General features: G+C 75.1%; 32 protein-coding genes. 14 read left to right on the top strand and 18 right to left on the bottom strand.

What is annotated here, in order from left to right:
• The first annotated feature begins 21 nt into the window (after positions 1 to 21).
• From IFT72_RS00235 to IFT72_RS00220, 4 genes are read left to right on the top strand one after another with little or no spacing between them, the layout of a single operon-like run.
• On the top strand, positions 22 to 1,050 hold the full coding sequence (locus tag IFT72_RS00235; protein WP_056052442.1) for an iron-siderophore ABC transporter substrate-binding protein: 1,029 nt from the start codon (positions 22 to 24) through the stop codon (positions 1,048 to 1,050).
• Positions 1,050 to 2,093: an iron chelate uptake ABC transporter family permease subunit gene (locus IFT72_RS00230; protein WP_192045250.1), complete on the top strand. Its 1,044-nt coding sequence runs from the start codon at positions 1,050 to 1,052 to the stop codon at positions 2,091 to 2,093. Before IFT72_RS00235 ends, IFT72_RS00230 begins: the two co-directional genes overlap by 1 nt.
• Positions 2,090 to 3,208: an iron chelate uptake ABC transporter family permease subunit gene (locus IFT72_RS00225; RefSeq protein ID WP_235491129.1), complete on the top strand. Its 1,119-nt coding sequence runs from the start codon at positions 2,090 to 2,092 to the stop codon at positions 3,206 to 3,208. The genes IFT72_RS00230 and IFT72_RS00225 overlap by 4 nt, the downstream gene beginning before the upstream one ends.
• On the top strand, positions 3,205 to 4,020 hold the full coding sequence (locus IFT72_RS00220) for an ATP-binding cassette domain-containing protein (protein WP_192045249.1): 816 nt from the start codon (positions 3,205 to 3,207) through the stop codon (positions 4,018 to 4,020). The genes IFT72_RS00225 and IFT72_RS00220 overlap by 4 nt, the downstream gene beginning before the upstream one ends.
• Before the next feature lie 95 nt (positions 4,021 to 4,115).
• Here the strand turns inward: IFT72_RS00220 and aztD are convergent, their stop codons facing one another.
• Genes aztD through aztB form a run of 4 tightly spaced genes read right to left on the bottom strand, consistent with a single transcriptional unit; the run spans position 4,116 to position 8,614 of the window.
• On the bottom strand, positions 4,116 to 5,381 hold the full coding sequence (gene aztD / locus IFT72_RS00215; RefSeq protein ID WP_192045248.1) for a zinc metallochaperone AztD: 1,266 nt from the start codon (positions 5,379 to 5,381) through the stop codon (positions 4,116 to 4,118).
• A gap of 28 nt (positions 5,382 to 5,409) precedes the next feature.
• On the bottom strand, positions 5,410 to 6,348 hold the full coding sequence (gene aztC / locus IFT72_RS00210; RefSeq protein ID WP_192045247.1) for a zinc ABC transporter substrate-binding protein AztC: 939 nt from the start codon (positions 6,346 to 6,348) through the stop codon (positions 5,410 to 5,412).
• Positions 6,345 to 7,676: an ABC transporter gene (locus IFT72_RS00205; RefSeq protein ID WP_192045246.1), complete on the bottom strand. Its 1,332-nt coding sequence runs from the start codon at positions 7,674 to 7,676 to the stop codon at positions 6,345 to 6,347. The genes aztC and IFT72_RS00205 overlap by 4 nt, the downstream gene beginning before the upstream one ends.
• A complete protein-coding gene (aztB, locus tag IFT72_RS00200; RefSeq protein WP_197981087.1) occupies positions 7,673 to 8,614 on the bottom strand; it encodes a zinc ABC transporter permease AztB in 942 nt (313 codons plus the stop codon). Before aztB ends, IFT72_RS00205 begins: the two co-directional genes overlap by 4 nt.
• Positions 8,615 to 8,659: 45 nt before the next feature.
• Between aztB and aztA the strand changes: the two genes are divergently transcribed.
• Positions 8,660 to 9,355: a zinc ABC transporter ATP-binding protein AztA gene (gene aztA, locus IFT72_RS00195; RefSeq protein ID WP_371741113.1), complete on the top strand. Its 696-nt coding sequence runs from the start codon at positions 8,660 to 8,662 to the stop codon at positions 9,353 to 9,355.
• A gap of 101 nt (positions 9,356 to 9,456) precedes the next feature.
• Here the strand turns inward: aztA and IFT72_RS00190 are convergent, their stop codons facing one another.
• From IFT72_RS00190 to IFT72_RS00180, 3 genes are all read right to left on the bottom strand, one after another.
• Positions 9,457 to 10,251, bottom strand: coding sequence for an SDR family NAD(P)-dependent oxidoreductase (locus IFT72_RS00190; RefSeq protein WP_185231474.1), 795 nt, complete (start codon positions 10,249 to 10,251; stop codon positions 9,457 to 9,459).
• 100 nt (positions 10,252 to 10,351) lie between these two features.
• Positions 10,352 to 10,651 carry a transcriptional regulator gene (locus tag IFT72_RS00185; protein ID WP_056052422.1) on the bottom strand — a complete coding sequence of 100 codons (300 nt, stop codon included), beginning with the start codon at positions 10,649 to 10,651 and terminating at the stop codon, positions 10,352 to 10,354.
• Complete coding sequence (locus IFT72_RS00180; RefSeq protein WP_192045244.1) at positions 10,648 to 11,097, bottom strand: hypothetical protein; 450 nt, start codon at positions 11,095 to 11,097, stop codon at positions 10,648 to 10,650. The genes IFT72_RS00185 and IFT72_RS00180 overlap by 4 nt, the downstream gene beginning before the upstream one ends.
• 137 nt (positions 11,098 to 11,234) lie before the next feature.
• Here IFT72_RS00180 and IFT72_RS16530 point away from each other — a divergent pair, with 137 nt between their 5' ends.
• From IFT72_RS16530 to IFT72_RS00165, 3 genes are all read left to right on the top strand, one after another.
• Positions 11,235 to 11,873 (top strand): TetR/AcrR family transcriptional regulator, encoded by a 639-nt coding sequence (locus IFT72_RS16530; RefSeq protein WP_192045243.1) that lies wholly within the window; start codon positions 11,235 to 11,237, stop codon positions 11,871 to 11,873.
• A 41-nt stretch (positions 11,874 to 11,914) separates the two neighbouring features.
• Positions 11,915 to 12,865 (top strand): aminoglycoside phosphotransferase family protein, encoded by a 951-nt coding sequence (locus IFT72_RS00170; protein ID WP_192045242.1) that lies wholly within the window; start codon positions 11,915 to 11,917, stop codon positions 12,863 to 12,865.
• Between the two features lie 168 nt (positions 12,866 to 13,033).
• Positions 13,034 to 13,606, top strand: a complete 573-nt coding sequence (locus IFT72_RS00165; RefSeq protein WP_192045241.1) for a hypothetical protein — start codon at positions 13,034 to 13,036, stop codon at positions 13,604 to 13,606.
• Between the two features lie 94 nt (positions 13,607 to 13,700).
• Here IFT72_RS00165 and IFT72_RS00160 read toward each other — a convergent pair whose 3' ends face one another.
• From IFT72_RS00160 to IFT72_RS00125, 8 genes are all read right to left on the bottom strand, one after another.
• Positions 13,701 to 14,114, bottom strand: a complete 414-nt coding sequence (locus IFT72_RS00160; protein WP_056052408.1) for a hypothetical protein — start codon at positions 14,112 to 14,114, stop codon at positions 13,701 to 13,703.
• 76 nt (positions 14,115 to 14,190) lie between these two features.
• Positions 14,191 to 15,066 carry an Asp23/Gls24 family envelope stress response protein gene (locus IFT72_RS16470; RefSeq protein ID WP_192045240.1) on the bottom strand — a complete coding sequence of 292 codons (876 nt, stop codon included), beginning with the start codon at positions 15,064 to 15,066 and terminating at the stop codon, positions 14,191 to 14,193.
• A 147-nt stretch (positions 15,067 to 15,213) separates the two neighbouring features.
• Positions 15,214 to 15,819 carry a hypothetical protein gene (locus IFT72_RS00150; protein WP_056052402.1) on the bottom strand — a complete coding sequence of 202 codons (606 nt, stop codon included), beginning with the start codon at positions 15,817 to 15,819 and terminating at the stop codon, positions 15,214 to 15,216.
• Positions 15,816 to 16,397, bottom strand: coding sequence for a DUF6286 domain-containing protein (locus tag IFT72_RS00145; RefSeq protein ID WP_192045239.1), 582 nt, complete (start codon positions 16,395 to 16,397; stop codon positions 15,816 to 15,818). Before IFT72_RS00145 ends, IFT72_RS00150 begins: the two co-directional genes overlap by 4 nt.
• On the bottom strand, positions 16,394 to 16,747 hold the full coding sequence (locus IFT72_RS00140; RefSeq protein WP_056052395.1) for a hypothetical protein: 354 nt from the start codon (positions 16,745 to 16,747) through the stop codon (positions 16,394 to 16,396). Before IFT72_RS00140 ends, IFT72_RS00145 begins: the two co-directional genes overlap by 4 nt.
• A complete protein-coding gene (locus IFT72_RS00135) occupies positions 16,744 to 16,932 on the bottom strand; it encodes a DUF2273 domain-containing protein (protein ID WP_056052392.1) in 189 nt (62 codons plus the stop codon). Before IFT72_RS00135 ends, IFT72_RS00140 begins: the two co-directional genes overlap by 4 nt.
• Positions 16,929 to 17,366, bottom strand: coding sequence for an Asp23/Gls24 family envelope stress response protein (locus IFT72_RS00130; protein WP_185231464.1), 438 nt, complete (start codon positions 17,364 to 17,366; stop codon positions 16,929 to 16,931). The genes IFT72_RS00135 and IFT72_RS00130 overlap by 4 nt, the downstream gene beginning before the upstream one ends.
• A 173-nt stretch (positions 17,367 to 17,539) precedes the next feature.
• Positions 17,540 to 18,541 carry a helix-turn-helix transcriptional regulator gene (locus tag IFT72_RS00125; RefSeq protein WP_192045238.1) on the bottom strand — a complete coding sequence of 334 codons (1,002 nt, stop codon included), beginning with the start codon at positions 18,539 to 18,541 and terminating at the stop codon, positions 17,540 to 17,542.
• Between the two features lie 300 nt (positions 18,542 to 18,841).
• Between IFT72_RS00125 and IFT72_RS00120 the strand changes: the two genes are divergently transcribed.
• From IFT72_RS00120 to IFT72_RS00110, 3 genes are read left to right on the top strand one after another with little or no spacing between them, the layout of a single operon-like run.
• Complete coding sequence (locus IFT72_RS00120; protein ID WP_371741112.1) at positions 18,842 to 19,507, top strand: RNA polymerase sigma factor; 666 nt, start codon at positions 18,842 to 18,844, stop codon at positions 19,505 to 19,507.
• Positions 19,504 to 20,157 carry an Asp23/Gls24 family envelope stress response protein gene (locus tag IFT72_RS00115; RefSeq protein WP_192045237.1) on the top strand — a complete coding sequence of 218 codons (654 nt, stop codon included), beginning with the start codon at positions 19,504 to 19,506 and terminating at the stop codon, positions 20,155 to 20,157. Before IFT72_RS00120 ends, IFT72_RS00115 begins: the two co-directional genes overlap by 4 nt.
• On the top strand, positions 20,154 to 20,546 hold the full coding sequence (locus tag IFT72_RS00110) for a hypothetical protein (protein ID WP_192045236.1): 393 nt from the start codon (positions 20,154 to 20,156) through the stop codon (positions 20,544 to 20,546). The genes IFT72_RS00115 and IFT72_RS00110 overlap by 4 nt, the downstream gene beginning before the upstream one ends.
• A gap of 36 nt (positions 20,547 to 20,582) precedes the next feature.
• On the opposite strand, the gene IFT72_RS00105 is transcribed toward IFT72_RS00110, so the two are convergent.
• Positions 20,583 to 21,206, bottom strand: coding sequence for a DUF6226 family protein (locus tag IFT72_RS00105; protein ID WP_192045235.1), 624 nt, complete (start codon positions 21,204 to 21,206; stop codon positions 20,583 to 20,585).
• 129 nt (positions 21,207 to 21,335) lie between these two features.
• Between IFT72_RS00105 and IFT72_RS00100 the strand changes: the two genes are divergently transcribed.
• Entirely contained in the window at positions 21,336 to 21,881 is a 546-nt protein-coding gene (locus IFT72_RS00100) for a cysteine hydrolase family protein (protein ID WP_192045234.1), read from the top strand.
• Positions 21,882 to 22,137: 256 nt separating this feature from the next.
• Positions 22,138 to 23,634, top strand: coding sequence for a hypothetical protein (locus IFT72_RS00095; protein ID WP_192045233.1), 1,497 nt, complete (start codon positions 22,138 to 22,140; stop codon positions 23,632 to 23,634).
• Positions 23,635 to 23,782: 148 nt separating this feature from the next.
• Here the strand turns inward: IFT72_RS00095 and IFT72_RS00090 are convergent, their stop codons facing one another.
• Positions 23,783 to 24,277 carry a MarR family winged helix-turn-helix transcriptional regulator gene (locus tag IFT72_RS00090; RefSeq protein ID WP_192045232.1) on the bottom strand — a complete coding sequence of 165 codons (495 nt, stop codon included), beginning with the start codon at positions 24,275 to 24,277 and terminating at the stop codon, positions 23,783 to 23,785.
• Between the two features lie 91 nt (positions 24,278 to 24,368).
• On the opposite strand from IFT72_RS00090, the gene IFT72_RS00085 reads away from it, so the two are divergent.
• Complete coding sequence (locus tag IFT72_RS00085; RefSeq protein WP_192045231.1) at positions 24,369 to 25,298, top strand: NADP-dependent oxidoreductase; 930 nt, start codon at positions 24,369 to 24,371, stop codon at positions 25,296 to 25,298.
• A 110-nt stretch (positions 25,299 to 25,408) separates the two neighbouring features.
• On the opposite strand, the gene IFT72_RS00080 is transcribed toward IFT72_RS00085, so the two are convergent.
• On the bottom strand, positions 25,409 to 25,720 hold the full coding sequence (locus tag IFT72_RS00080; protein WP_192045230.1) for a helix-turn-helix domain-containing protein: 312 nt from the start codon (positions 25,718 to 25,720) through the stop codon (positions 25,409 to 25,411).
• Between the last annotated feature and the right edge of the window lie 76 nt (positions 25,721 to 25,796).

Here is a 25,796-nt window from a genome sequence, read left to right as displayed (position 1 = left end):
ACCCGTCCCGGAAGGACACCCATGCCCCGCACCACGCGCCTGCTCGCGATCAGCGCAGCATCCGCCCTCGCCCTCGGCCTCGCCGGGTGCTCCGCCGACGCCGGCGACTCGACCGACGCCTCCTCGGGGTCGTCCGGGTTCACGCCGATCACGATCGAGCACGCCCTCGGCACGACGACGATCGAGACGAAGCCCGAGCGCGTCGCCACGGTCGCCTGGGCGAACCACGAGGTGCCGCTGGCCCTCGGCGTCGTGCCCGTCGGGATGGCCGCCGCGAACTTCGGCGACGACGACGGCGACGGCCTGCTGCCCTGGGTCGAGGAGAAGCTCACCGAGCTCGACGCCGAGACCCCCGTGCTCTTCGACGAGACCGACGGCATCGACTTCGAGGCCGTGGCCGACACCGACCCCGACGTCATCCTCGCCGCGTACTCGGGCCTGACGCAGGAGGACTACGACACCCTCAGCGAGATCGCGCCCGTCGTCGCCTACCCCGAGACCGCGTGGGGCACCGCCTGGCGCGACATGATCGAGCTCAACAGCGAGGCCATGGGCATGGCCGACGAGGGCGAGCAGCTGGTCAGCGACCTCGAGTCCGAGATCAGCGACACCGCCGACGCCCACCCCGAGCTCGCCGGCACCTCGGCGATGTTCCTCACCCACGTCGACACCGGCGACCTCAGCGAGGTCAGCTTCTACACGACGCACGACACCCGCGTGCAGTTCTTCGACGACCTCGGCCTCGAGCAGCCCGGCAGCATCACCGAGGCCAGCGACGCGACCGAGCTGTTCTCGCTGACGCAGAGCGCCGAGCAGGCCGACGCGTTCGACGACGTCGACGTGATCGTCACCTACGGCGACGAGACCCTCGTCGACGCCCTCGAGGCCGACCCCGTGCTCTCGCAGATGCCCGCGGTGAAGAACGGCGCCATCGTCGCCCTGCCCGGCACCACCCCGCTCGGCACGGCTGCCAACCCGACGCCGCTGTCGATCTCGTGGATCCTCGACGACTACGTCGACCTCCTCTCGCAGGCCGCCGCGAAGTCGTAGTGACCACAGCCCCCACGCTGCCCGCCGCGGGCGTCGCCGTCGTGCGACGCCCGCGGCGTCTGCGCGCCGTCTGGCTGCTCGTGCTGGTGGCCGTGCTGGTCGGCGTGGTGCTGCTCAGCGTGACGGTCGGCTCGCGCGACGTGTCGCTCGCCGACGTGTGGGCCGCCCTCGGCGGCGCGACCGACGGCTTCGACCGCGCGTCGGTCGCGAAACGGGTGCCGCGCACCGTCCTCGCCGTCGCGGCGGGCGCGGCCCTCGCCGTCTCCGGCGCCGTGATGCAGGGCGTGACCCGCAACCCCCTGGCCGACCCGGGGATCCTCGGGGTCAACACCGGTGCCTCCCTCGCCGTCGTCGCGGGCATCGCGTTCTTCGGCCTCAGCGCCTCGACCACGACGATCTGGGTCGCCGTCGCGGGCGCCGGCGCCACGGCGCTGGTCGTCTACGCGATCGGCTCGCTCGGCCGGGGCGGGGCGACGCCGCTCAAGCTCGCGCTCGCCGGCGCGGCCACCTCGGCGGCCCTGGCGTCGTTCATCACCGCGATCGCGCTGCCCCGCGGCGACATCGCGTCGAGCATCCGCTCGTGGCAGATCGGCGGGGTCGGCGGCGGCACCTGGGCGAGCCTCGAGCAGGTCGCGCCCTTCCTCGTCGTGGGCGTCGTCGTCTGCCTGCTCTCGGCCAAGGCCCTCAACTCCCTCGCCCTCGGCGACGACCTCGCGGCCGGCCTCGGCGAGCGCGTCGCCGTCGCCCGCGGGGCCGCCGCCCTCGGCGCCGTCGTGCTCTGCGGGGCGGCCACCGCCGTCACCGGCCCGATCGGCTTCGTCGGCCTCGTCGTGCCTCACGCCTGCCGGCTGCTCACCGGCGTCGACCACCGCTGGCTGCTGCCCTTCTCGGCCGTCGCCGGCGCCGTGCTGCTCACGGGCGCCGACGTCGTCGGCCGCGTCGTGGCCCGCCCGGCCGAGATCGACGTCGGGATCGTCACCGCCCTGATCGGAGCGCCCGTGTTCATCTGGATCGTCCGACGCTCGAAGGTGAAGGCCCTGTGAGCGCGCCGACCGACCTCCGGGCGTCGACGCCCGTGCCGCCCCGCGGCGCCGGCGGTGAGCCCGCCCGCCCCGGCTCGAGCCGCCTCGACGCCGTCGCCGCCTCGGTCGCCGCGGGTCGTGCCCGGCGGGGCCGCCGACGCCGCGCCGTGGTCGGCGTGCTCGTCGCCGCCCTCGTCGTCGTCTTCGTGCTGAGCCTCATGGTCGGCCGCACCTTCTACGGCCCCGGCGAGGTGCTGGGCGTGGTGCTCGGGCAGGACGTGCCCGGCGCGACCTTCACGGTCGGGCGCCTCCGCCTCCCCCGCGCGGTGCTCGCCGTCGCCGCGGGCCTCTGCTTCGGCCTCGGCGGCGTGACCTTCCAGACGATGCTCCGAAACCCGCTCGCGAGCCCCGACATCATCGGCATCAGCTCGGGGGCCAGCGCCGCCGCCGCCTTCGCCATCGTGACGCTGTCGCTCGACGACGGCCAGGTCTCGGCCTTCGCCATCGCCGCCGGCCTCGCGGTCGCGGTGCTCGTCTACCTGCTGTCGAAGCGCGGCGGGGTCGCCGGCACGCGGCTCGTGCTCGTCGGCATCGGCGTCGCCGCGATGCTCGACAGCCTGACGGCGTACGTGCTGTCGAACGCCGCGCAGTGGGACCTGCAGGAGGCGACCCGCTGGCTCACCGGCAGCCTCAACGGCAGCAGCTGGCCCCAGGTCGTGCCCGTGCTCGTGGCCCTGGTCGTGCTGACGCCGCTGCTGCTCAGCCGGTCGCGCGACCTCGCGGCGACGCAGCTCGGCGACGACGCCGCGTCGGCGCTCGGCGTGCGGGTCGACCGCACGCGCCTCGTCGTGATCGTCGCCGCGGTCGGGCTCATCTCGTTCGCGACGGCCGCCTGCGGGCCGATCGCGTTCGTGGCCTTCCTCTCCGGGCCGATCGCGGCCCGCCTGGTCGGGCCGAGCGGCTCGCTGCTCGTGCCGTCGGCCCTGGTGGGCGCCCTGCTCGTGCTCGTCGCCGACGTCGTCGGGCAGTATGCGCTCGGCACGCGCTTCCCCGTCGGGGTCGTCACGGGCGTGCTGGGCGCTCCGTACCTGATCTGGCTCATCGTCCGCACCAACCGATCGGGAGGCTCCCTGTGACCGCCGACCACACGCTCGACGCCGAGCACCTCACCCTCGGCTACGGCGAGCTCACCGTCGTCGACGACCTCAGCCTCGCCGTGCCGCCCGGGCGGATCACCGCCATCGTGGGGGCCAACGCCTGCGGCAAGTCGACGCTCCTGCGGTCGATGTCGCGCCTCCTCAAGCCCCGGTCGGGCCAGGTCGTGCTCGACGGGCGCGAGGTGCACCGCACCCCGGCGCGCCAGCTCGCCCGCACCCTCGGCCTGCTGCCGCAGTCGCCCGTCGCGCCGGAGGGCATCACCGTCGCCGACCTCGTCGGCCGCGGCCGCCACCCGCACCAGGGCCTCCTCTCGCGCTGGAGCAGCGACGACGACCGCGCCGTCGCCGAGGCGCTCGAGGCCACCGAGACGACCGCCCTCGCCGACCGATCGGTCGACGAGCTCTCGGGCGGCCAGCGCCAGCGCGTCTGGATCGCCATGGCGCTCGCCCAGCAGACCGACGTGCTGCTGCTCGACGAGCCGACGACCTTCCTCGACGTCAGCCACCAGGTCGAGGTGCTCGACCTGCTGACCGACCTCAACCGTCGCCGCGGCACGACGATCGTCATGGTGCTGCACGACCTCAACCTCGCGGCGCGCTACGCCGACCACCTCGTCGCCCTCGCGGCGGGCCGGGTGCACGCCGCGGGCGCCCCCGCCGAGGTGCTGACGGAGGACTGCGTCCGAGCCGTGTTCGGCCTCGACAGCCGTGTGGTCGCCGACCCCACGACGGGCGCGCCGATGATGCTCCCGCTCGGGCGGCACCACGTCGTCGCCGAGCCGACGGCCTGAGGCGCGGGCGCTCCACGACGGACGGCCCCGGGGAGGCGCGCTGCCGGTCGCACCGGCACCGCGCCTCCCCGGGGCGTCGGCTCGTCGCTCGGGCGTCAGCCCGTGACGACGGCGATCTCGTTCGGCGCGGCCGGCAGCTCGGCCGAGGCCAGCACCTCGCCGGTCGCCGCGTCGACGCGGTGGATCGAGCGCGTCGACGCGTCGGTCACGTACGCCGAGTCGCCGACCACGGTCAGGCTCGGGTGCGAGTCCTGCCACTCGACCGGGCCGACCCACGGGTCGATGACCGGCCACGAGTCGGTGGCCTCGCCGGTCTCGCCGTCGAGGCGGTGCAGCGCCCCGTCGGTGCCGAGCACGAGCACGTCGTCGTCAACGGTGCGGGCGACGCCCTTCCAGGTGTAGGCGACGCCCTCGGGCAGGTCGACGACACTCGACGACTTCGCCGCGGTGTCGACCATGGTCAGCTGCGTGAGCTCGTAGCCCTCGGAGTCGGGGTCCGAGTTGTAGTCGCCGAACATCACCGGCGACGAGTCGGTGACGTACGCGTTGCCCGTGCGGCCGTAGGCGTCCGCGGCGGGCAGCTTGGTGAACGTGCCGTCGTCGTAGACCAGCACGCCGTCGCTGCAGCCGAACACGGCCACCTCGTCAGCCGTCGTGCCCTCGCCGTGCACCGACGGGCACTCCTCGCTGCGCGCGATCTCGTCGCCGTCGGCGTCGAGCGCCCGCACGCCGGTGCGGCCCTCGCTGTCGCCGATGGTGGTCAGCAGGGTGCCGTCCTCGAGCTCGATCGAGACGCCGTGGTGGGCCTCGGGCGCCGGGATCTGCTCCGTCTCGGGCAGCTCGCCGGTCGACGAGGCGTCGAGCAGGTCGGCGGTGTCGAAGACCGTCGTCTCGCCCGTGCCGTCGGAGAAGAGGATCGTCTTGTCACCGTGGCGCACCACGTGGCCGGGGGTCGGAGCGTCGAAGACGAGGTCGGTCAACTCGGGCTCGGCGACGCGGTGCTCGCCGTCGGCCGTGGTCCAGGCGCCCGTGTCGAGCACCTGGAAGCCGTCGGTGGTGGAGACGAGCACGTGGCGCCCGTCGCCGGACGAGTTGACGCGGTTGAAGCCGGCCAGCTCGATGTCGGCCCGCTGCTCGAGGGTGTCGGCGTCGAGCACGAGCAGCCCGCCGTCGTAGGTGAGGGCTACGCGGGGCTGTGCGGCGGAGGCGGTGCTGCCGCCGGCCTCGGAGCCCGCGCCGGCCTCGGCGTCGGTGCCCGCGCCTCCCGAGCAGGCGGTGAGGGCGAGGGCCGCGCCGGCCGTGAGCGCGAGCCCGGCCAGGCCTCGACGGCGTCGCGGGTGTCGCTGGTGTCGCTGGGTCATGGGGTCCTTCCTTCGGGGTGGCGGCCGGTCAGGGAGACAGGCCGTGCGAGATGAGCTGCTCGTTCGAGCGCATCATCTCGAGGTACGTGGCGGCGCCCCCGCCGGGGGCGCTGAGCGACTCGGTGTGCAGGGCGACGACCTCGACGTCGACGTCGGCCTCGTCGGCGAGCACCTGCACCAGCCGGTCGGGCTGGGACGAGTCGGCGAAGATCGTGGCGACCCCCGCCTCCTCGATCGCGTCGGTGAGGTCGGCGAGGTCGGAGGCGCTCGGCGCCGCCAGGGTCGTGCCGCTCGGCAGCACCGCCCCGACGACCCGGAAGCCCCAGCGCTCGGCGAGGTAGCCGAAGACGTGGTGGTTCGTCACGAGCGCGCGGCGCTCGGCCGGGATCGCCGCGAAGGTCGCGGTCAGCTCGGCGTCGAGCGTCTCGAGCTGGGCCCGGTAGGAGGCGGTGGCGGCGGTCAGGCGGTCGACGTCGATCCCGTCGACCTCGGTCGCCAGCACGGGCTCGAGCCCGTCGACGACGTCGAGCACGCGCCCCGTGTCGGTCCAGAGGTGCGGGTCGGGCTCGCCCTCCGCGTCGCCGTCGACGTAGGCGAGCGGCTCGATCAGGTCGCCCGCCTCGACGACCGGCACGCCCGCCGCCCCGGCCGCGTCGACGTGCTGCTGCAGCCCCTCCTCGAGGCCCAGGCCGTTCGAGACGACGAGGTCGGCGTCGAGCATCTCGGCCGCCTCGCGGGCGGAGATCTCGACGGAGTGCGGGTCGGCGCCCGGGGGCATCAGGGTGACGACGTCGACCTGGTCGCCGACGAGCTCGCCGACGACGTCGCCGAGGATGTTCGTCGTCACGACGACGCGCGGCCGGTCGCCGGTGCCGGCGGTGCCCGGGCCGGCGGCCGTGCAGCCGGCGGCGGCGAGCAGGGCACCCGCCGCGACGGCGGCGGCCAGGGCGGTGCGCGCGGCGCTCATCGGCCCGTCTCCACCAGGAGGCTCGCCGGCAGGGCGAAGCTGCGCGCGACGCGGGCCGCGTCGGCGTGGTCGATCTCGTGCACCTGGCCGGTCGACGGCGAGGCCACGTAGCTGCGCGAGGCGTCGACCTCGAGCCGGACGCCCTCGGGCAGGGCACCGTCGACGAGGTCGCCGGCGAGCAGCGGCTCGGTCTGCGCCACGAGCCCGTCGGGCGACAGGACGACCACGCGCCCGGAGGCGTCGACCCCGACGACCGTGTCGTCGGAGTCGCCGACCGCGGTCGCGCGCAGCAACGGTTCGGGGGTCTCGATCAGGGTCCAGGCGCGGGCCCGCGCGTCGAGCAGCCAGGCACCGCGGGTGCCGGCGACGGCCGCGAGGGCGGGTCGGCCGGGGCGCTGCTCGAACGCGGTCGCGACGTCGGCGGGCGCGGTGCCCGCGGGGAATGGGATGCGCTCGACCACGGCGGACGAGCCGTCGTCGCCCTCGGTGACCAGCAGGGCGCCGTCGGAGCAGCCCACGACGACGCCGACCCGGGTCGCGGCGGCGCCGCGGAGGTCGGGGCAGGAGGCGACGGCACCGTCGACCTCGTCGCCCTCGGCCGTGCGGACACGGACGGCGTCGGCCACGTCCTCGCCGGCGGCGCCCGTCGCGGTGCTCGCGACCAGCAGGCCGCCGAGCGGCACGAGCACGCCCTCGGCACCGAGTCCCTCGACCCGCGCCCGCTCGTCGAGCTCGCCGTCGGCCAGCGCCTCGCCGTCGAGGACGACGCCCGTCCCCGAGCCGTCGAAGGCGACGGCCGTGAGCGAGGCGCTCGAGGCGATGCGCGCCTCCCCCGCTCCGTCGCCGCCGTCGATCTCGCCGGGCTCCGCGACGACGCGCGGGTCGGCCAGGTAGTAGTGGGAGTGGTCGCCGTGCGGCACCGTCCACGCCCCGCCGTCGACGAGGGTCACGGCGCCGTCGTCGGTCGACGCCAGGACGTACCGGCCGTCGGTGCCGAGCCGGGTCGCGTCGACCCCCTCGGCGAGGGTGACGCTCTGCTCGGTGGCCGGGTCGAAGGCGGTCAGGGCGCCGTCGGCGAGGGCGACGAGGCGGAGCTGCGGCTCCTGGAGCTCGTCGGCGCCCTCCACGAAGCCGTGGCCGGCCCCCGTGGTGGCGGTCGCGGCGGCGTCGGGGTCGGCGGCGGCGTCGTCGGTGTCGGCCGCCGGGCCGCTGCCGCACGCGGCGAGCGCCAGCGCGGACGCGACAGCCACGGGCAGGAGGAGGGCACGGCGACCGACGGTCGACGAGCGGGCGGGGCGGCGGGAGGTGCGGGCGGGGCGCGAGGTCACGGGTGGACCGTCTCCTTCGGGGTCGGGGCGGGCAGGGCGGTCGACGCGCCGGGCGCGTCGTGCGCGTCGGGCGCGCCCGGCGCGTCAGGAGCGCCGTGCGCGTCGGAGGTGGAGGAGGGGCGCCGGAGGCGCGTGGCCGTCGCGCGGACCGCCGCCGACACGGCCGTGAGGGCCACCGCGACGAACGCGATGCTCGCGCCGGCCGCCGTGGAGGCGTGCCACGAGACGAGGAGCCCGACGACGACGGCGACGGCGCCGAGGGCGGCGGCGAGCAGCATCGTGCTCGGGATGCGGCGCATCCAGTGGCCGGACGCGACCGCGGGGCCGAGCAGCAGGCCGACGACGAGCAGGCTGCCGACGGCCTGGTACGACGCCACCACGACGAGCGTGACCAGCCCGATCAGCACCACCTGGGCGAGCTGCGGCCGGAGGCCCGAGGTGCGCGCCACGCGGGGGTCGAAGGCGAGGGCGACGAACGGTCGGTGGAAGGCGACGACGACTGCGACCGCGACGGCGAGGGCGACGGCCAGGAAGACCAGGTCGCCGGCGTCGATCGCGAGCACGTCGCCGAAGAGCACGGCGGTGAGGTCGGTGGCGAACGACCGGGAGCGCGAGACGATCACGACGCCGAGGCTGAGCAGGGCGACGTAGAGCAGGCCGATGGCCGTGTCGGGCGAGACCCGCGAGCGGCGGGAGGCGATGCTCACCCCGGCGGTCATGACGCTCGCGCTGACGGCGGCGCCGAGCACCGGCGGCAGGCCGAGCAGGGCGGCGGTCGCGACGCCGGGCAGCACCCCGTGGGCCATGGCCTCGCCGAGGAAGGCCGCGCCGCGGACGACGACCCAGGTGCCCACGACTCCGCACAGCGCGGCGACCAGCACGCCGCCGACGAGGGCGCGCAGCAGGAAGGCCGTGGAGAAGGGCTCGAGGAGGAACATCACCCGGCGACCCTACATGAAAACGATTCTCGTTATGATTCTCATGTGACTGCCTCAGATCTCGCCGACGCCCTCCTCGACCCGACCCGCGCCTCCCTCGGCCCCGACGCCCCTCCCCTGGCTCGTCTGGTCGGCGTGACGGCCCGGCACGACGGGGCCGTGGCGCTCGACGACGTGTCGGTCGACGTGCCGCGGGGGCGGCTGACCGTGCTCGTCGGGCCGAACGGCTCGGGCAAGTCGACGCTGCTGAGCGTGCTGGCCAGCACGCACGACGACCTGTCGGGCACCGTCGAGCGGCCCCGCGGGCGGACGACGGCGGTCGTCGTGCAGCGGAGCGCCGTCACCGACCGACTGCCGATCACGGTGCGCGAGACCGTGTCGATGGGGCGCTGGGCCGACCGCGGCGCCTGGCGCCCGCTGCGCCGGAGCGACCGCGCGATCGTCGACGAGAGCCTCGAGGCGCTCGACATCGTCAGCCTCGCCGGGCGGCCGCTCGCGAGCCTCTCGGGCGGTCAGCGCCAGCGCGCGCTGGTCGCGCAGGGGCTGGCGCGGCGGGCCGAGCTGCTGCTGCTCGACGAGCCGACCGCCGGGGTCGACGCGGCGGCGACGGCGGCGATCCGGCGGGCGGTCGCCGCGGAGCTGGCGCGCGGGGCGACGGTCGTCGAGGCGACGCACGACGCGTCGCTGCGCGGGCCCGACGTGGCCGTGGTGCACCTGGTCGACGGGCGGCGCGTGCACTGAGCCGCGGCGGCGCCCTGACGTCGAGGCGACTCGTCCTGGGCCCTCGCGCTCGTCGAGGCCCCGGGACGCGTCACCTCGACGCCGCGCCCGCGCGCCCCGCCTCAGGGCAGGATCGAGTCGACGTACCCGCCGTCGACCCGCAGCGCCCCGCCCGTCGTGGCCGAGGCGAGCGGCGACGCGAGGTACACCACCATGTTCGCGATCTCCTCCGGCTCGATCAGCCGCTGCAGCAGCGACTGCGGCCGGTGCTCGACCATGAAGCGGTGCTGCGCCTCCTCCCACGGCAGGTCGCGGGGCACGAGCTCGTAGACGAAGTCCTCGACGCCGTCGGTGTGGGTCGGCCCGGCGATGACCGAGTTGACGGTGACGCCCGTGCCCGCCGCGGCCTTCGCGAAGCCGCGCGACACGGCGAGCAGCGACGTCTTCGACATGCCGTAGTGGATCATCTCGGCCGGCGTCACGATCGCCGAGTCGCTCGCGATGTTCAGCACGCGGCCCCAGCCGGCGCCGGTCATGCCGGGCAGGTAGAGGCGGGTCAGGCGCACGGCCGACAGCACGTTCACCTCGAAGTAGCGCCGCCACTCGTCGTCGTCGATCGAGAGCGGGTCGGCCGAGCCGAAGACGCCGAGGTTGTTGACGAGCACGTCGACCTCGGGCACGAGGCCCTGCACCGCGAGCGCGCCCTCCGCCGTCGAGACGTCGCCGGGGGCGGCCGTGAAGGAGGCGCCCGGTGCGTCGTCGAGGAGCCCCGCGATCGCGTCGTCCACGCGGGAGGCGGTGCGCCCGTTCACCGCGACCGTCGCGCCCGAGCGGGCGAGGCCGAGCGCGATCGCGCGGCCGATGCCCTGGGTCGAGCCCGTCACGAGGGCGGCCTTGCCGGTGAGGTCGATCTGCACGGGGTGGTCCTTCCGTCGGGGCGGCGAGGGCGCCGCCGCCCCATCGTGCACCCGCGGGCGGTCGAGGCGCGGGCGGTCGGTCGAGACTCGGGCGGTCGGCTCAGCCGGCGGCGATCTCGCGGAGGGTCGCCAGGTGCTCGGCCCACGCCGTCCGCCCCGCCGCGGTGAGCGACAGCGTCGTGCGCGGCCGCTTGCCGACGAAGCCCTTCTTGACCCTGACGAAGCCGGCCGTCTCGAGCGTGCTGATCTGCTTGCTGAGGGCGGAGTCGGTCACCTGCACGGCGTCGCGGAGGTCGCCGAAGTCGAGCTGGTCGGCGGCCGCCAGCGCGGCGGTGATCGAGAAGCGCACCGGCTGGTGCAGCACCTCGGAGAGGCGGAGTCGCGGGTGCGGATCGCTCATCGCCGGGCCTCCCGGGCCTCGACGGCCGCGAAGCCCACGGTGATCGCCATGAGGGCCGCGGCCAGCAGGCACGTCGCGACGACCGCCTCCCCCTGGGAGCCCGCGACGACGATCATCGCCGGCACGTAGACGACGAAGAGGGCGACGATGAAGCCGATCCAGCGGCGGGAGGCGCCGGCGGCGGTCGAGCGCATCACCGCGAGCTGGAAGACGACGACGACGAGCACCCACGCGAGGAGGCCGACGAGGGCGACGAGGTAGTTCGCGCCGGCCGTCAGGCCCATCGCGAGGGTGCCCATCGAGACGGCGGTGCCGAGCGAGAGCATCACGGCGACGGCGGGCCAGCCGGCCGCGGCGGTCGTGAGCCGGCCGGTGGCGCGGGCCTCGGCGAGCAGGCGGCGGGCCTCGTCGGGGCTGGGGGCGGAGGCGGGGGTCTCGGTGGTCATGACGGGGCTCCTTCGGTGGTGGCCGGGCCTCGGTGCCCGTCCGTCTGCCTCCACACTAGGCAAGTACTTTCCATTTTGGCAAGTACTTTCCGCGAGCTGGTCACCGGGACCGTCCGCACCGCCGGTACCCTCGGACCGTGCCCCCGACCGCCGACGCCGACGCCCCCGCCTCCGCGGGCGACCGGCCGCCCCGGGGCCGCCCCGCCGAGATCGACCCCGCGGCGCTCGCCCGCACCGCCGTCGCCCTCTTCGAGGAGCGCGGCTACGACGCGGTCAGCATGGCCGACGTCGCCGAGGCGGCCGGCATCGGGCGCCGCAGCCTGTTCCGCTACTTCCCCACGAAGGCCGACCTCGTCTGGGACGGCGCCGAGCCGGTCGGCGACGAGATGCAGCGCAGGCTCCGGTCGAGCCCGCCCGGCGGCGACCTCCTCCAGGCCTACGGCGACGCGTTCGTCGCGGGCCTCGCGGTGCCGGCGCTCGACCTCGCCGCGACGCGGGCCCGGCTGCGCATCATCGCGGCGCACCCCGAGCTGCTGACGCAGGTGGGCTCGCGGATGGGCAGCCGCTCCACGACGCTCGCGGCGTTCATCGCCGAGCGCCGGCCCGACCTCGTCGGGACGGTCCGGATCGTCGTCCTCGCCGACGCGCTGAGCGCCGCCACGTACGCGGCCCTCCGCTGGTGGGCCGTCGAGAGCGACGACGAACGACCCGACGCCGCGATCCGCGAGGCGCTCGAGGCGCTGGCCGACCTCGCCCGGCCGCCCCGCGACTCCTGACCCGCCCTAGCCCGCCGCTCGCTGCGCGCTAGCGTGGGCCGATGGACTCGATGCCCTCCCGTGCCCGCTGGGACGACCTGCCCGTCGAGCTGCGAGAGGCGGTCGCCGGCGTGCTCGGCAGCCCCGTCGTGACCGCCGTCAGCCAGGTCGCCGGGTTCTCGCCGGGCAGCGCCGACCGCGTCGTCGCCGCGGACGGCCGCCGAGCTTTCGTCAAGACGGCCGACCGGCGCCGCAGCCCCGACACGGCCGACCTGCACCGACGGGAGCTGGCCGTCGCCGAGGCGCTGCCCGCGACCGTGCGGGCCCCCGCCCTGCTCGGGTCGTGGGTCACCGACGACTGGGTCGCGCTCGTCCTCGACGACGTCGAGGGGCGGCACCCCGGGGAGGCGCGCGACGGCTCCGACGTCGAGGCCGTCCTGGACGCGTTCGCGACCCTGCCCGTGGCCCGGGGGTCGATCGCGTTCGAGGGCCTGCCCGAGGCCGCCGACGAACTCGGCGGCGAGGCGGCCGGCTGGGACCGCCTCGAGGCGGACGGCGCGCTCGACGCGCTCCCGGACGAGGTGCGCCGCGACCTCCCGGAGCTCCGTGCGGCGGCCGCGCGGGCCGCCGAGGCCGCCGCGGGCGACCACCTGCTGCACCTGGACGGCCGCGCCGACAACGTGCTCGTCGACGCCGTCGGCACCGCCTGGCTCGTCGACTGGCCGTGGGCCGCGATCGGCGCCCGCTGGATCGACGGCGCCCTCTACCTCCTCGACGTGCTCGTGCGCGGCGAGCAAGTCGACGTCGAGGCCGTCCTCCGGTCGCACCCCCTGCTGGCCGACGTGCCCGCCGACGACGTCGACGCCGTGCTCGCCGCCGTCGCCGGGTCGTTCTTCGACAAGGCCCGGCGACCGTCACCCGAGGGGATGCCGAGCCTGAGGGCGTTCCAGCACCACGAAGGAGTCGCCGCCGCTGGCTGGTGGGCAGACCGCCGGGCGGCACGCCGACGGTGACGGCGCTGGCCGACCTCGCCCGGCCGCCCCGCGGCTCCTGACCCGCCCATGATCGAGCGGTCACGATCTGCTCCGATCCGGATCGGGGCGGAGCAGATCGTGACCACTCGGCGCCGCTGCGCTAGCGTCGGGGCGACGGGCCGGGGGCCCGACAGCGGGGAGCAGCAGATGACCGACGACGACCGGGGGCCGGAGGGCCTCCCCGACCTCTCGACCCTCCCGCCCGCGCTCCGCGGCGGCGGCTGGCGCGGCACCGTCGGCGCCGTGCCGATGACCGTCGGGCGGTCGCTCGCCGCCGTGGCCTCGGGCGTCCTCGCCGGCCTCGCGACCGTCGTCGTCGTGCTCCTCGTGGCCGTCGTCGCGGCGCCGAGCGGCTGGGAGGGGCTGGGCGCCGTGCTGCTGGCCCTCGCCGGCGGCATCCTCGTCGCCTGTTTGGTCGCCGCCCTCGTCGTCAGGGCGTTCGTCCGGACGCGCCAGCGGGGCAGCCGCTTCTCGGGCGTCTTCTCCGCCGCCCTCGCGGTGCTCCTCGTCGCCCAGGTGGCCCTGATCGCCGGGGCGGGGTCGGGGCTGCTCACCGGGCCGGCCGCCGATCTCCGCATGCTCGACTGGGTGCTCGTCCCGATGCTGTGGACGGTGCCGGCGGCCGCCGCCGGCGTCGTGCGGGCTCGGGTCGTCGCCGCGGTCGCGGGCGCCGGTGCGCTCGTCGTCGTCGCGGTCGTCCTCCTCCGCCTCACGACCTGACCCCCGCCCCACGTCCGAGTGGTCGCGATCTGCTCTCCCCCGGGGCGGGGAGGAGCAGATGGCGACCACTCGAGGCCGGTGCGGGAGGCGCGGGTCAGCCGCCGACGCCCGCCCGCGCCACGAGGTCCTGGATGAAGGGCCACACGTCACGGGCCTGGTCGACCCCGGCGAGGGCGGTGGCGAAGAGCGGCCAGAGCGACACGAGCAGCGTCGAGACGACCGCCGCCACCGCCAGCACCCACGCCAGGGCGCCGTGCCGGGAGAGGAACACCAGGCCGAGCAACGCCAGCGCGAGCAGGAAGCCCACCGCCGCCGCGCCCGCGATCGACCCGACGGGCACGTCGAGCGCACCGGCGGTGCCGCCGTCGGCCGCGCCGATCAGGGCGAGCACGGGCACGAAGACCCCGCCGACGACGAGCAGGCAGACCACCAGGCCGGTGGCGAGGGCCCACCAGACCGCCCGGGGGCGGTGCGGTCGGCGGCTGGTCGTGGTGCGTCGTCCGAACATCGTCGTTCCTCCTGCGTGCGGTCGGGTCAGGGCGGGTCGGTCAGGGCGTGCCGGGTCGGGGCGGGGCGGGGCCGGGTCAGGCCCGGCGGGCGTCGTCGTCGGCGGCGGCGGCGCGGGCGGCGTCGGCCGCGGCCCCCGCGGCGCGGGCAGCCGCCTCGGCGGCGTCGACGGCCGCGTCCGCGGCGTCGCGCTCGGCGTCGACGGGGCCGGTGCGGTCGCCGTCGTCGCCGTGACCGTCGGCCGCGCGCTCCCACTCGACGGCGGCGGCGGCGTCGTGCGTGACCGGCTCCGCCTTCGGGTCACGGGCGGAGGCGTCACGGGCCGCGGCGTCGCGGGCCTCGCCGGACGCGTCGTCCACCGCGTCGGCCGTGCCGTCGATGGCGTCCGCGATCGCGGTCCGCGCCGAGTCGGCGAGGTCGGAGGCGCGCTCACCGAGCGACCTCGGGTCGTCGGCCGGTGCGCCGTCCTCGACCCGCGACTCCTCGTTGTCCGCCCCACGGCGCGGCTCCGCGTCGTCAGCGTCGGGCGACGCGTCGTCGGCGGGGGCGACGTCGTCGAACGGGCCGTGCACGTCGACCACCGACACGTCGACCGAGACCGGCTCGCCGTCGAGCTGGCCGACCGCGTGGCCGACCTGCGTGCGCACCTTGTCGGCGAGCTCCGTGACGTTGGTCGGGTACTCGGCCACGAGGGCGACGTCGACCTGCAGGCCGGTCGACGCCTGCGTCACGGTGACGCCGATCACGCCCCCCTTGCCGAGGCGCGACCGCACGGCGCCGACGAGGCGCGCGGAGGGGGTGCCGAGCGCGTGCACGCCGGTCGTGCCGAGCACGGTCAGCGCGATGGTGCGCTCGAGGGCGGCCTCGGGCGACGAGGCGTCGACGGGCCCGAGCGAGTCGAGGTCGATCCGGGTGACGTGGTGGGTGGTGCTGGTGCTGGTGCTGGTGCTCATGGTGCGGCCCCTTCTCGGGCGGTCGGCCGCGCGGGCGGCTCGGAGTGGAGTGCGGGTGGGAAGGTCGTGCGACCGAGAAGCGGCCCTCGCCCTCGGTCGAGGTCGAGGGCCGCGTCGGTGGTGCGGGTGCGTCGTGCCGGGCGGTGCTCAGTCGAGCCGCGTCGCTCCGGACATCTGCGTGCGGAGGCCGCCGTTGATCTGCACGACGACGGGGGTGACCGTGCCGAGCAGCTCGTCCCAGCGGGCCACGGCCTCGTCGACGGCGCGACGGAGGTCGACCGGCGAGGCGCCGCGGCGGGCGTCGACGGTCACGCGGAGCACGTTCTCGCCCTTGACGCGGAAGGCGACGACGTCGGCGGCGAGGACGCCGGGCGTGCTGGACAGCGCCTCCTCCAGCACGTCGGCAGCGACCCGCGCGTCGACGACGACGTGGCCGCCGGTCGGCGAGTGGCTGCCCTCGGCCTCGGAGAGGTCGAGCAGGGTGCTGGTGCGCCCGCCGCCCTGACGGACGATGAACACGACGAGCAGGAGGGCCAGCACGAGGCAGGCCGCGGCCGTCACCCAGAGGATCCAGACCTGGCCGCCCGAGAGGGCGTCCGTGACCGGGCCGGTCGCGTCGGACGCGCCGTCGGAGACCGTCTGCTGCACGTCGGGCCACAGCGCGCCGACCGCGACGGCGGCGCCGGCGAGGAGGAGCACGAGGCCGACGACGAAGACGACGATGCGGTTGAGAGCGCGGTTGGTGTCGTTCATCGACCGACCTTCCCCTTCTTCTTGGACAGCTTCACGCGGGGGCGGAGCGTCGGCGAGTAGTCGTAGCTCGAGATCTCGCCGCGGACGGCCTCCTCGATGCTGCGCAGGTCGGCGGTGCGGCCCGACACGGGGTCGATCTCGACGAGCGCGACCTTCTTGCCCACGCTGACGCTCACCCGGTCGGGGTGGACGTCGCCGGCGAAGCTGGCCGTGCGGGCGAGCGACCGGGCGATGACCCGGTCGTCGACCACGGCGGCGGTGCGGTCCGCCGTGGCGGCGCGGCGACCGCGACGGCCGGGGGCGAGCGACACGACGATCAGCACGAGGCCGACGATCGCGACGACGGCACCGATCGCGGTGAGCGCTCCGACCGGGGCGCCGGCCGCGCCGAGCACGGCCGAGGCGGCGTCCGCCGGGGCGACGAGCAGGGGCGCGGTGCCGAGGGCCGCGAGCACGGACTCCGTGCCGATCCAGGCGAGGACCAGGACGAGCAGGACGGCCAGGGTCACGGCGACGCCCGACCTCGACGAGTGCGTCTCACGCCGGAGGACGCGGCGGTAGGTGCTGCTGGTGCTCATGAGACCCGCCTCCTCTGGCTGAGCTCGGCGCCGGTGATCTGCAGGTCGACGCGTTCGACTTCGGTGCCGGTCAGCTGCAGGACGCGCTGCCGGATGGTGGACTGGGCCGACGTGAGCCGGTCCAGCAGGGTGCCCGCCGTGCGGTTCGGCACGCCGAGCGGGGTGAGCCGCACGGGGGCCTTGGCGACGAGGGTGAGCCCGCCGTCACGGTCGGACAGCTCCACGGACACGTCGGACGCCTTCGCGTCCAGTGCCTCCGCGGTGACGGCCGACACCACACGGCGCACGGCGCGCGACGTGATCACGGTGCGGCCGTGGAGGGCCTGGTCGGCCGTCACCGCCGCGGTCACGAGGACCGCCGCCCGCGGAGGGCGTCCGCGACACCGCGGACGTCCAGCTTGCCCTCGGTGAAGCGACCGACGAAGTAGCCGATCACGAGTGCGAGGGCGACCAGGAGGAGACCTCCGAAGCCGAACTGCAGGGCCGTCAGCGCGAGGACCGCGCCGACGAGCATGCCTCGGGTGGTGGCGGTCACTGGACGCGGCTGTCGTCGGCGTCGTCGGCGTCGTCCGACGGGATGTAGACGTCGGAGACGGTCACGTTGACCTCGGTGACCTCCATGCCGACGACCTGCGAGATGGCGTCGGTGACCGACTTGCGGACGTCGTCGGCGACCTTCTGGAGCTCGACGGGGTACTCGGCGACGATGACGATGTCGGCCGCGACCTGCTTCTCGCCGACCTCGACCGAGACGCCCTGGCCGCGGTCCTGCTGGTTGATGGCGTTGCGGATCGCGCCGATGGCACGCGCGGCGCCGTTGCCCAGGTCGTGCACGCCGGGGACCTCGCGGGCCGCGATGCCGGCGACCTTCGAGACGACGCCCTCGGCGATGGTGTTCTTGCCGGCGGCGTCGCCGGTGTGCTTGGCGGCAGCGGTGCTGGTGCTGGTGGCGGGGGTGACGTTGGTCATGGTCTGTCTCCTTCTCGTGCTGGTGGCGCCCCACCGGGTGGTGGTGCGGTGTTCCCGTCGGTGGGACTCATCATTCAGACGCATCGACGTGGTCAGGTGTCACGGTGGTTCAGGCGGCTGTCAGGAAGCGTGCTGAGGACACTCACTTCCCGGACATCCCGCCCGCGCATCCGTCATCGCCGCAGGGTCTCCCGCGGCTGCTCGCCGAACCGGCGGGCGTAGGAGGCCGAGAACCGGCCCAGGTTGCCGAAGCCCCAGCGGGTCGCGACGTCGGCGACGTGGACCTCCCGCGGGGCGGCGCGGAGCAGCTCGGCGTGGACCCGGTCGAGGCGGACCTGCCGCACATAGGCCGCGGGCGAGGCGCCGAGCTGGCGGCTCATCGACTGCTGGAGGGTGCGGGGGTGCAGCCCTGCGGCCGCCGCGACGTCGGACGGCGTGATGGGCTCGTGGGCGTGCTCGTGGACGAAGTCCACGGCGTCGCGCAGGCGGCCCGGGCCGACGGACCGGACGGTCGCGGGCACGTCCGAGACGCTCCAGGGGAAGAGGTCGAGGATCGCGTGGACGAGCACGAGCTGCGCCTCGGCGCGGAGGAGGGGCGACGTGCCCACCTCGACGAGCGGGCCGGTGACGGCGGCCAGGGCGCGCCTCCATCCCTGCACCGCCTCGGGCGTGGGCGTCGCCGAGCCGTCGAGCACGACGAGCTGGGCCGGGCCGCCGTGTCGCTCGCGGGCGGTCTCCTCCAGGAAGCCGGGCTCGACCTGCACCACGTGCTGCACGTGCGGCGACAGCCGCAGCTCGTAGGGCAGCTCGGTGGGCAGGGGGAACGGGTCGGAGGCGCGGCTGCGGTGGCCGCCCCGGCGGTGGTCGACGGACCCGGCCCCCTCGCGGAACCAGCCGACGGCGTAGCGGTCGGGCCACGGCACCTCGCCGTGCAGCCGCCCGCCGAAGGTCGACGTGAGGAGGGTGACGCGCCCGTCGTCGACGGACGAGCAGCGGTACGTGAACGCGTCGTCGACAGCCTCGGCCCGGAAGCCGCGGCCGCCCCAGACCTGCTCGTAGTGCAGGCAGGCCTCGTCGGGATCGGTGCCGGAGGCGCTGGCCCGGCGGGGTCGGTCGGAGACTGCCGTGCCGTCGGCGGGGGCGGGGGCGACGGCGAGCGTCTGGTACGTGGTCATGCTCGGTTCCTCTCCGGTGCGCACGCCCTCGGGCGGGCACCACTGACAGGACGTGCGACGTGGCAGGTTCGTCACGGATCCGTCGTGCAGTGAGGATGATTCGTGTCTGCGGACGGGTTCGACGGGTCGCGTCGGCACCCCAGAAGACGGGCCGACAGGGTCGTCCGCCCCGACGCGCCCCGCACCCGGTGAGGAGGCGCGGGGCGGGAGCGCGGTGCGGGGAGCGTGGGCCGGGAGGCGCGGATCACGAGGCCCCCGGACTCGACCAGCGGCCAGGACGCGCCGCCCGCCCAGCCCGCCGTGGTAGCAACGACAGGAGCGCGGGTCACCCACCCGCGCTCCGCCGCGGGCACGACGCCCCGCCCGGCGAGGTGCGCCGCACCCCGCCCGATCGCCCGGGAGGTCGACACCATCGCCGACGACCCGCTCCTCGACGCCTCGGACGGCACGCTCGCGACGCGTGCCCGGGACGGCGACGTGCACGCCTTCGAGGTGATCGCCCGGCGTCACGGCCCCCTCATGCGCGTGCTGGCCGGCCGGCTGCTCGGCTCCGACGTCGAGACCGACGACGTCGTGCAGGAGGCCTTCCTCGTCGCCTGGCGGCGGCTCGGCGACCTCGACGACCCGGGCACCCTCCGGGCCTGGCTGATGCGCATCGTCGGCAACCGGAGCATCGACCGGCTGCGGGTGCGCCGCGACCACGACGACGTCGACGCGTACGAGCGCCCGGCGCCGCGCTCGGAGGCCCCCGACCGACAGGTCGAGACGCGCCTCCAGCTCGACGCGATGTGGTCGGCCCTCGACAAGCTCCCCCTCGACCAGCGACGCTGCTGGTTGCTGCGCGAGACCGCGGGCTACTCGTACGCCGAGATCGCGCAGGCCCTCGACCTGCCGACCTCGACCGTGCGCGGGCAGATCGCCCGGGCACGGATCTTCCTGATGGGCGAGATGGAGGCATGGCGATGACACCGATCGACGACTCCGCGCCCCTCGACGCGGCAGAGCTGGTGGACGGCGTGCCCGTCGACGAGCTCGCCGACTACCTCGACCGAGGCCGGACGCCGCGCGAACCGCGCATCGAGGGGTCCGCCGAGTGCCGTCTGTACCTGCAGGCGCTCGACCGGGTGACGCGACTCTCGCACGCCTCCCTCGAGCGCGAGGCCGAGCGTGAGCCCGACCGCGACGACACCTGGATCACCGGCCTGCTCGAGACCATCCGCCACGAGGTCGTGGGCGGCCGCGACATCCCGGTCGGGCACCCCGACCCGGCGACGAAGCTCAGCGTCACCGAGGCCGCGGCGCGCGGGCTCGTGCGCCGCGCCGGCGACGACCTCGACGGGGTCCTGCTCAGCTCGACGTCGTTCGACGGCGACGTCGACACGGCGGGAGCGCCCGTCGTGGTGCGCGTCACCGCGGCGGTGCGCTACGGGCTCGACCTCAACGCCGTGGCCGACCAGCTGCGCGACCGCGTGGCCGCGACGCTCGGGCTGCACACCGAGCTCGCCGTGACCGCGATCGACGTGACCGTCGACGACGTGTGGCTGCCGGGCGACCGCGGCACCGGCCCCGGCGCCGGCCCCCACACCGGCACAGGAGCAGAGGAGGCGCGGAGATGACCGACGAGATGGTGGACGCCCCCGAGACGGCCGAGACCGACCAGGCCCTGTCGCGAGCCCTGACCCGGGCGCTGCGCGGCACGCCCGGCGTCGTCGACGTCTTCGACGCCCACCCCGTCGTCGAGGCGGCGGTCACCCTGGTCGCCGAGGGGCTCGAGCTCGCGGAGCCCACCGGCCTCGTCGACGTCGACCGCTCCGGCGGCCTGCTCTCCGTCGCCGCGCACGTCGCCACCGACGTGGCGGTGCCCACCCCGCAGACCCTCGCCCGGGCCGCCGACGTGGTCCGTCAGACCGTGGCGGAGCTCGGCGCCGGTGCCGACGAGGTCGTCGTCAGCGTCACGGCGCGTCTGGTCGAGGCGCCTCTCGAGGCGGCTCCGCCCGCGGAGTAGGTCGGGCGCTCTGGTGCGACCCCGCGAGGGCTCGGGTCAGCCGTCGTGCCGGCGAGGCGTCCAGCCCGCCCAGCGACCGTCGGGCAGCCCGGCGAGCGCGTCCTCCCAGCGTCGGAGCTCGGCCCGACGGACGCCGCGCGTCGGGGTCCTGCCCGACCAGGCGTGGCTCGACCGCGAGAGCGCCCACTCCGCCCGACCTCGCCTCCCGGCCTCGACCGTCTCGCGGACGCCGTCGCGGGCGAGCGCCAGCACGACCTCCTCCAGGCCGTCGGCCACGTGCTGCCACGGCTCGTCGCAGAGCTGGCAGCTGCAGAACGGGAAGGCGAACGAACTGAAGGCGCCGGCGGCCACGCCGACGACGCCGGGCTCGGTGCCGATGACGATCCACACCGTGACCTCCCCGGGGTGCACGGGAGAGATCCGGACGATGCGCGACACGGGCTCGGGCAGCCACCGTGCGTGCACCGAGGGGACCTCCAGCGGCGCGTCGACGACGACGTCGTACTCGCGGGCGACGTGCTCGACGAGCGCCTGGGCCACGGCGGCGACGGGGCGGTAGGTCTCCGGGTCGGCGTACGACGGGTCGTCGCCGAGGTCGGGGTCGGACGCCCGCGGGGAGAAGACGGTCTCGGCGAACGCCGGACGCACGTAGTCGGTCACGCCAGCGGACCCCAGCGGGTGTCGGTGACGACGACGGGGTGCATGCGTCCAGTCTCGCAGGCCCGTCGGCCTGGCGAGCCGCCCGCGGTGACGTTGCGGCGGACCGCCCCGCGCTGGGATGCTCGCGGCATGACCTCCGCCACGGCCCTGCTCGTCATCGACCTCCAGCGCGGCGTCGTCGTCGGGTGCGTCGACGCCGACGCGGTCCTCGAGCGGACCGCCCGTCTCGTCGACCGGGCGAGGGCGGAGGGCGTGCCCGTGGTCTGGGTGCAGGACCATGACGAGTTCCCCGAGGGCACGGACGACTGGCAGCTGGCTCCGCCGCTCGCCCGTGCGGACGACGAGCCGCTCGTCCGGAAGGACCGCCGCGACGCGTTCGTCGGCACCGACCTCGACGAGGTGCTCGAGCGACTGGGCGCGGAGCACCTCGTCGTCGCCGGCGCCCAGACCGACTACTGCGTCCGCACGACGACGCAGGCGGCGGCCGTGCGGGGCTTCGACGTCACCCTCGTCTCGGACGCCCACACGACCACCGACGCGGAGCACGACGGCGTCGTCATCACCGGCGAGCAGATCGTCGCCCACACGAACATGTACTTCGCCGGCCTCCGCTACCCGGGGCAGCACTTCGCCGTCGAGACGCACGACCGGGTGGAGTTGACGAGCCGCCGGTAGCTGCGGCGACCGGGTGACAGAACTCGTCTCCTCAAGAACGTGAGCAACTGATAGCTTCTCGACGGGGGCTGAGGCCCTCTTCTGCTCGTCGAGGTGCTGGGCCCCGACGGACTTGCAATGACGCATGTATCCGTTCCGACAGAAAGCACTCCTTTGCGCTCTTCAGCCACCAGGGGCCTCGTCGCTGTGCCGACGGCCCTCGCACTCGCTCTGAGGTGTCCTGCTCGCCGCGGGCCCCGCCTCCGCCGCGGCTCCCGTGACGATCACGTCGCCGGCTCCCGGGTCCACCTACGACAACTCGGCAGGCCTCCCCCAGGTCGTGCCGATCACGGGGACGGGCCTCCCCACGGCCGACGACCTCGTGCTCACGTACGACATCGGCACGGGCACGGCCGCCCAGGCCCTGTTCAGCGGCACGACCCACAACGCTGACGGGTCGTTCTCCGCCAACGCCAACTTCGGACAGCTGCCCCCCGGTGAGACGACCGTCGTGGCGACCGTCTCAGGCGCCGACTCGCTGTCCGGCGTCGCCGACCCCGAGGTGACGCCGTCCGCGTACACGTTCGAGCTCGCCGTCGCGCCGAACCCCTCGTTCCCGTTCACCGTGACGTCGCCCGGCACCGGTGAGGTCGTCGAGACGACGACTCCGGTCTTCACCGGCACGGCGCAGCCCGGCAGCACGGTCACGGTCACCTACAGCAACAAGGCCCTCGGCAACTCGGTCGCCGGCACCGCCGTCGCGGACCCGAGCGGGGCATACTCGGTGCCCACGACCTTCCTCGACCTCGCGCCCGGTTCGCTCGGGTCGGGCGCCACCGTCACCCAGACGAACCCGGACGCCCAGGTCGGTCGTCTCTCGATCGCCTTCACCTTCGCGCAGCCTCCCGTGCCCGCCATCGCACAGACGGTGACCGCGACCCCGGACGAGGTGACCGTCGAACAGGCCACGACGACCGGGATCACGGTCGCCGCGACGGGCTTCAGCCCCGGCGAAGAGGTGCGCACGGTCGTCACGGACTCTGACGGAGCCGCCGTCGAGCTCGCCGATCGCGACCTGAACTACTACGCGGAGAACGACCTCGGCGCCTACGCCGACACCCTGGTGTTCACGGACACCGTCGCTCCCGACGACTACACGATCACCCTCACCGGCGTGCGCTCCGGCATCGTCCTGGCCGCCGAGGTCACCGTCGTCGACGAGGTCGTCGTCCTGACACCGACGCCGGTCATCACCAGCCCGACGGAGGGGCAGGTCGTCTCGGGCGGGACGGTCACCGTCTCCGGCACCGGTCCGGTCGGCTCGGGCATCGTCCTGACCGTCGCCGAGCAGTCGTTCTTCGACGGCACGGACCTCGAGTCGCCTGCCGAGGGCCGGTTCTACCTCACCGACCTCGCCGACCCGATCCTGGTCGACGACGCCGGCAACTGGACGATCACGGTCTCGCTGCTGCCGGGTGACTACGTGGCCCAGGCCGTCGCCGCCGAGCTCACGTCCGACGGCGCCGTCGACGAGGCGGGAGGCGTGTCCGAGTTCTCGAACATCGTCGCCTTCAGCCTCGTCGCAGCCCCCGCCGCCGTGGTGCCGCCCGTCGTGACCCCGGCGGCGCCCGTCGCCCGGCCGACGGGTCTCGCCTACACCGGCGCAGAGGCCGGCCAGGGCGTCATCGGCGCAGCTCTCCTGCTCCTCGTCGGAGGCGGCCTGCTGGTCGCCGCCCGTCACCGCCGCACCCTGGCGGTCCCCTCCGCCGAGTAGCACCGGATCAGCACACCCGACCGCCCCGTGAGGCGAACACGACGTCAGTGGTCACCACGCGGGGCGGTCGCACGTCGTCTCCCTGGTGATCGACCGGCGGCCGACCTGGGTGAGGAGCACGCGGCTCGCGTGATCCCTGTCCGATGGCTCAGCTCGACGCGCGCCTCCGCGCCGAGCGCGGCGGGGCCGCACGCAGGTGCGCGGTGACGAGGCCGAGGATGCGGGCGAGCTGCTCGGCGTCGTCGTCCGTCACGGGGGCGAAGAGGAGGCCACGAACGGTCTCGATGTGCCCCGGGAAGACCGCGGCGAGCACGTCTCGGCCCGCACCCGTGATGGTCACGACCGTGCTGCGCTCGTCGTCGGGCGACGGGGAGCGCACGACCAGGCCGCGGTGCTCGAGCAGCTGCGCCTGGTAGGTCAGTCCGCTCCGACTGTGGACCACCCCGTCGGCGAGGTCGGTCATGCGCTGTCGCCCGTCCGGGTCGTCGCCGAGGCGGGCGAGCAGCTGGAACTGGACGTAGCTCAGCCCGCCCGACTCCCGCAGCTGCGCCTCGACCGACGGCCGGAGCAGAGCGCTGACCTCGGTGAACGCGAAGTAGGCGGCGAGCTGCGCCGGCGTGAGAACGGTCGGAGAGTCGGTCATGGCTCCGAGCCTACTGGTTGCTTCCAGTTCGAAGCAGTGTTACGTTCTGGGAATTGCTTCGAACTCGAAGCACACGACGGAGGAGAACACGATGAAGGCAGTGCGTTTCGACCAGGTAGGCGGACCCGAGGTCCTCGAGTACGGCGACGTCGAGCGACCGACCCCCGCGGCGGGGGAGGTCCTCGTGCGCGTCGCGGCGTCCGCCTACAGCGCGGCCGACGCGGGCATGCGGGGCGGCTTCCTCCCGATCCCCGTGGCGCTCCCGCACGTGCCCGGCTACGACGTCTCGGGCTCGGTCGAGGCGCTCGGCGACGGCGTCGACGGCCTGGCCGTCGGCGACGAGGTCGTCGGCTTCCTGCCGATGGAACGGGACGGAGGCGCGGCGGAGTTCGTCGTCGCCCCGGCCGACGCTCTCGTCGCCGCCCCGACGAGCATCCCGCTGGCCGACGCGGCGGCCCTGCCGTCGGTGGCGTTGACGGCGTGGCAGGCCCTCGTCGACGACGGCGAGCTGCGGGCCGGCCAGCGTCTCCTCGTCATCGGCGCGGGCGGCGTCGTCGGCAAGTACGCGATCCAGCTCGCGAAGCGACTCGGCGCCCACGTCGTCGCGACCGCGAGCCCCCGCAGCGCCGACGCCGTCCGTTCCGCCGGCGCCGACCAGGTCATCGACCACACCGCGACCGACGTGCTCGGTGCTCTCGCAGGCCAGGTCGACGTCCTGCTCAACCTGGCGCCGCTCGACCCCGCGCAGTTCGAGGCCGACGTCGCCGCGGTGCGCGACGGCGGCGTCGTCGTGAGCACGACCGCCTTCATCGCCACGCCCGGCGACGCGTCCCGCCGCGTCCGGGCCGCGACGGTGTTCGTGCGACCTGACCGCGACCGCCTCGAGCAGCTCGTCGCGCTCGTCGACGCCGGCGAGCTGACGGTCGAGGTGACCAGGCACATCCCCCTGGCCGAGCTGCCCGCGCTGCACGCCGAGGCGGAGACGGGGCGCATCGTGGGCAAGGTGGTCGTCCTCCCCTGACGGCGGGTCGACGCCGCGTCGACGAGCGGCTCAGCGCTGCACGGCAGGGCGCACGACGAGCTCGGTGACGTCGACGTCGAGCCTCTCCGTCGCCGAGCGCCGTGACGACGTCAGGAGGCGAGGGCCGGGTGACTGCCGGGGGTCTCGCTGCCGAGGAGGCCGCCTGGCGCCTCCGCGTCCTGCAGCTCGACGTCGGCCCAGAGCGCGTCGAGTGAGAGCCCCAGGACCCGGGCGACGGAGGCGATCGTCGCGAACGACGGCGTCGCGACGCGACCGGACTCGATCTTGCGGAGGGTCTCCGGCGAGATCCCCGCAGCCAGGGCGGTCTCGAGGAGGGGGCGCTCGCCCCTCGTGCGGCGCAGCACGGCGCCGAGCCGGCGGCCACGCTCGATCTCAGCGGGCGTGAGCGGGAGGCGGACCATGGGGCGATGGTAGCCGACGGGCTGCGGGGCGGGATAGTCTTACCGGGATAACAATACCGCCCGTGGGTGGTGCGCC

It is taken from the genome of Frigoribacterium sp. CFBP 8754 (assembly GCF_014841815.1).
GTDB lineage: Bacteria > Actinomycetota > Actinomycetes > Actinomycetales > Microbacteriaceae > Frigoribacterium > Frigoribacterium endophyticum.
This window is presented reverse-complemented; position numbering and strand designations above follow the sequence as displayed.

Coding starts and splice junctions, on each gene's coding strand:
- aztB (WP_197981087.1), bottom strand. CDS start 8,614: ATGTTCCTCCTCGAGCCCTTCTCCACGGCCTTCCTGCTGCGCGCCCTC.
- IFT72_RS00130 (WP_185231464.1), bottom strand. CDS start 17,366: ATGACCAACGTCACCCCCGCCACCAGCACCAGCACCGCTGCCGCCAAG.
- IFT72_RS16470 (WP_192045240.1), bottom strand. CDS start 15,066: ATGAGCACCAGCACCAGCACCAGCACCACCCACCACGTCACCCGGATC.
- IFT72_RS00180 (WP_192045244.1), bottom strand. CDS start 11,097: ATGACCACCGAGACCCCCGCCTCCGCCCCCAGCCCCGACGAGGCCCGC.
- IFT72_RS00160 (WP_056052408.1), bottom strand. CDS start 14,114: ATGTTCGGACGACGCACCACGACCAGCCGCCGACCGCACCGCCCCCGG.
- IFT72_RS00165 (WP_192045241.1), top strand. CDS start 13,034: ATGACCGACGACGACCGGGGGCCGGAGGGCCTCCCCGACCTCTCGACC.
- IFT72_RS00125 (WP_192045238.1), bottom strand. CDS start 18,541: ATGACCACGTACCAGACGCTCGCCGTCGCCCCCGCCCCCGCCGACGGC.
- IFT72_RS00100 (WP_192045234.1), top strand. CDS start 21,336: ATGACCTCCGCCACGGCCCTGCTCGTCATCGACCTCCAGCGCGGCGTC.
- aztD (WP_192045248.1), bottom strand. CDS start 5,381: ATGACCCAGCGACACCAGCGACACCCGCGACGCCGTCGAGGCCTGGCC.
- IFT72_RS00185 (WP_056052422.1), bottom strand. CDS start 10,651: ATGAGCGATCCGCACCCGCGACTCCGCCTCTCCGAGGTGCTGCACCAG.
- IFT72_RS00235 (WP_056052442.1), top strand. CDS start 22: ATGCCCCGCACCACGCGCCTGCTCGCGATCAGCGCAGCATCCGCCCTC.
- aztC (WP_192045247.1), bottom strand. CDS start 6,348: ATGAGCGCCGCGCGCACCGCCCTGGCCGCCGCCGTCGCGGCGGGTGCC.
- IFT72_RS00085 (WP_192045231.1), top strand. CDS start 24,369: ATGAAGGCAGTGCGTTTCGACCAGGTAGGCGGACCCGAGGTCCTCGAG.
- IFT72_RS00115 (WP_192045237.1), top strand. CDS start 19,504: ATGACACCGATCGACGACTCCGCGCCCCTCGACGCGGCAGAGCTGGTG.
- IFT72_RS00110 (WP_192045236.1), top strand. CDS start 20,154: ATGACCGACGAGATGGTGGACGCCCCCGAGACGGCCGAGACCGACCAG.
- IFT72_RS00150 (WP_056052402.1), bottom strand. CDS start 15,819: ATGAACGACACCAACCGCGCTCTCAACCGCATCGTCGTCTTCGTCGTC.
- IFT72_RS00145 (WP_192045239.1), bottom strand. CDS start 16,397: ATGAGCACCAGCAGCACCTACCGCCGCGTCCTCCGGCGTGAGACGCAC.
- IFT72_RS00090 (WP_192045232.1), bottom strand. CDS start 24,277: ATGACCGACTCTCCGACCGTTCTCACGCCGGCGCAGCTCGCCGCCTAC.
- IFT72_RS00080 (WP_192045230.1), bottom strand. CDS start 25,720: ATGGTCCGCCTCCCGCTCACGCCCGCTGAGATCGAGCGTGGCCGCCGG.
- IFT72_RS00170 (WP_192045242.1), top strand. CDS start 11,915: ATGGACTCGATGCCCTCCCGTGCCCGCTGGGACGACCTGCCCGTCGAG.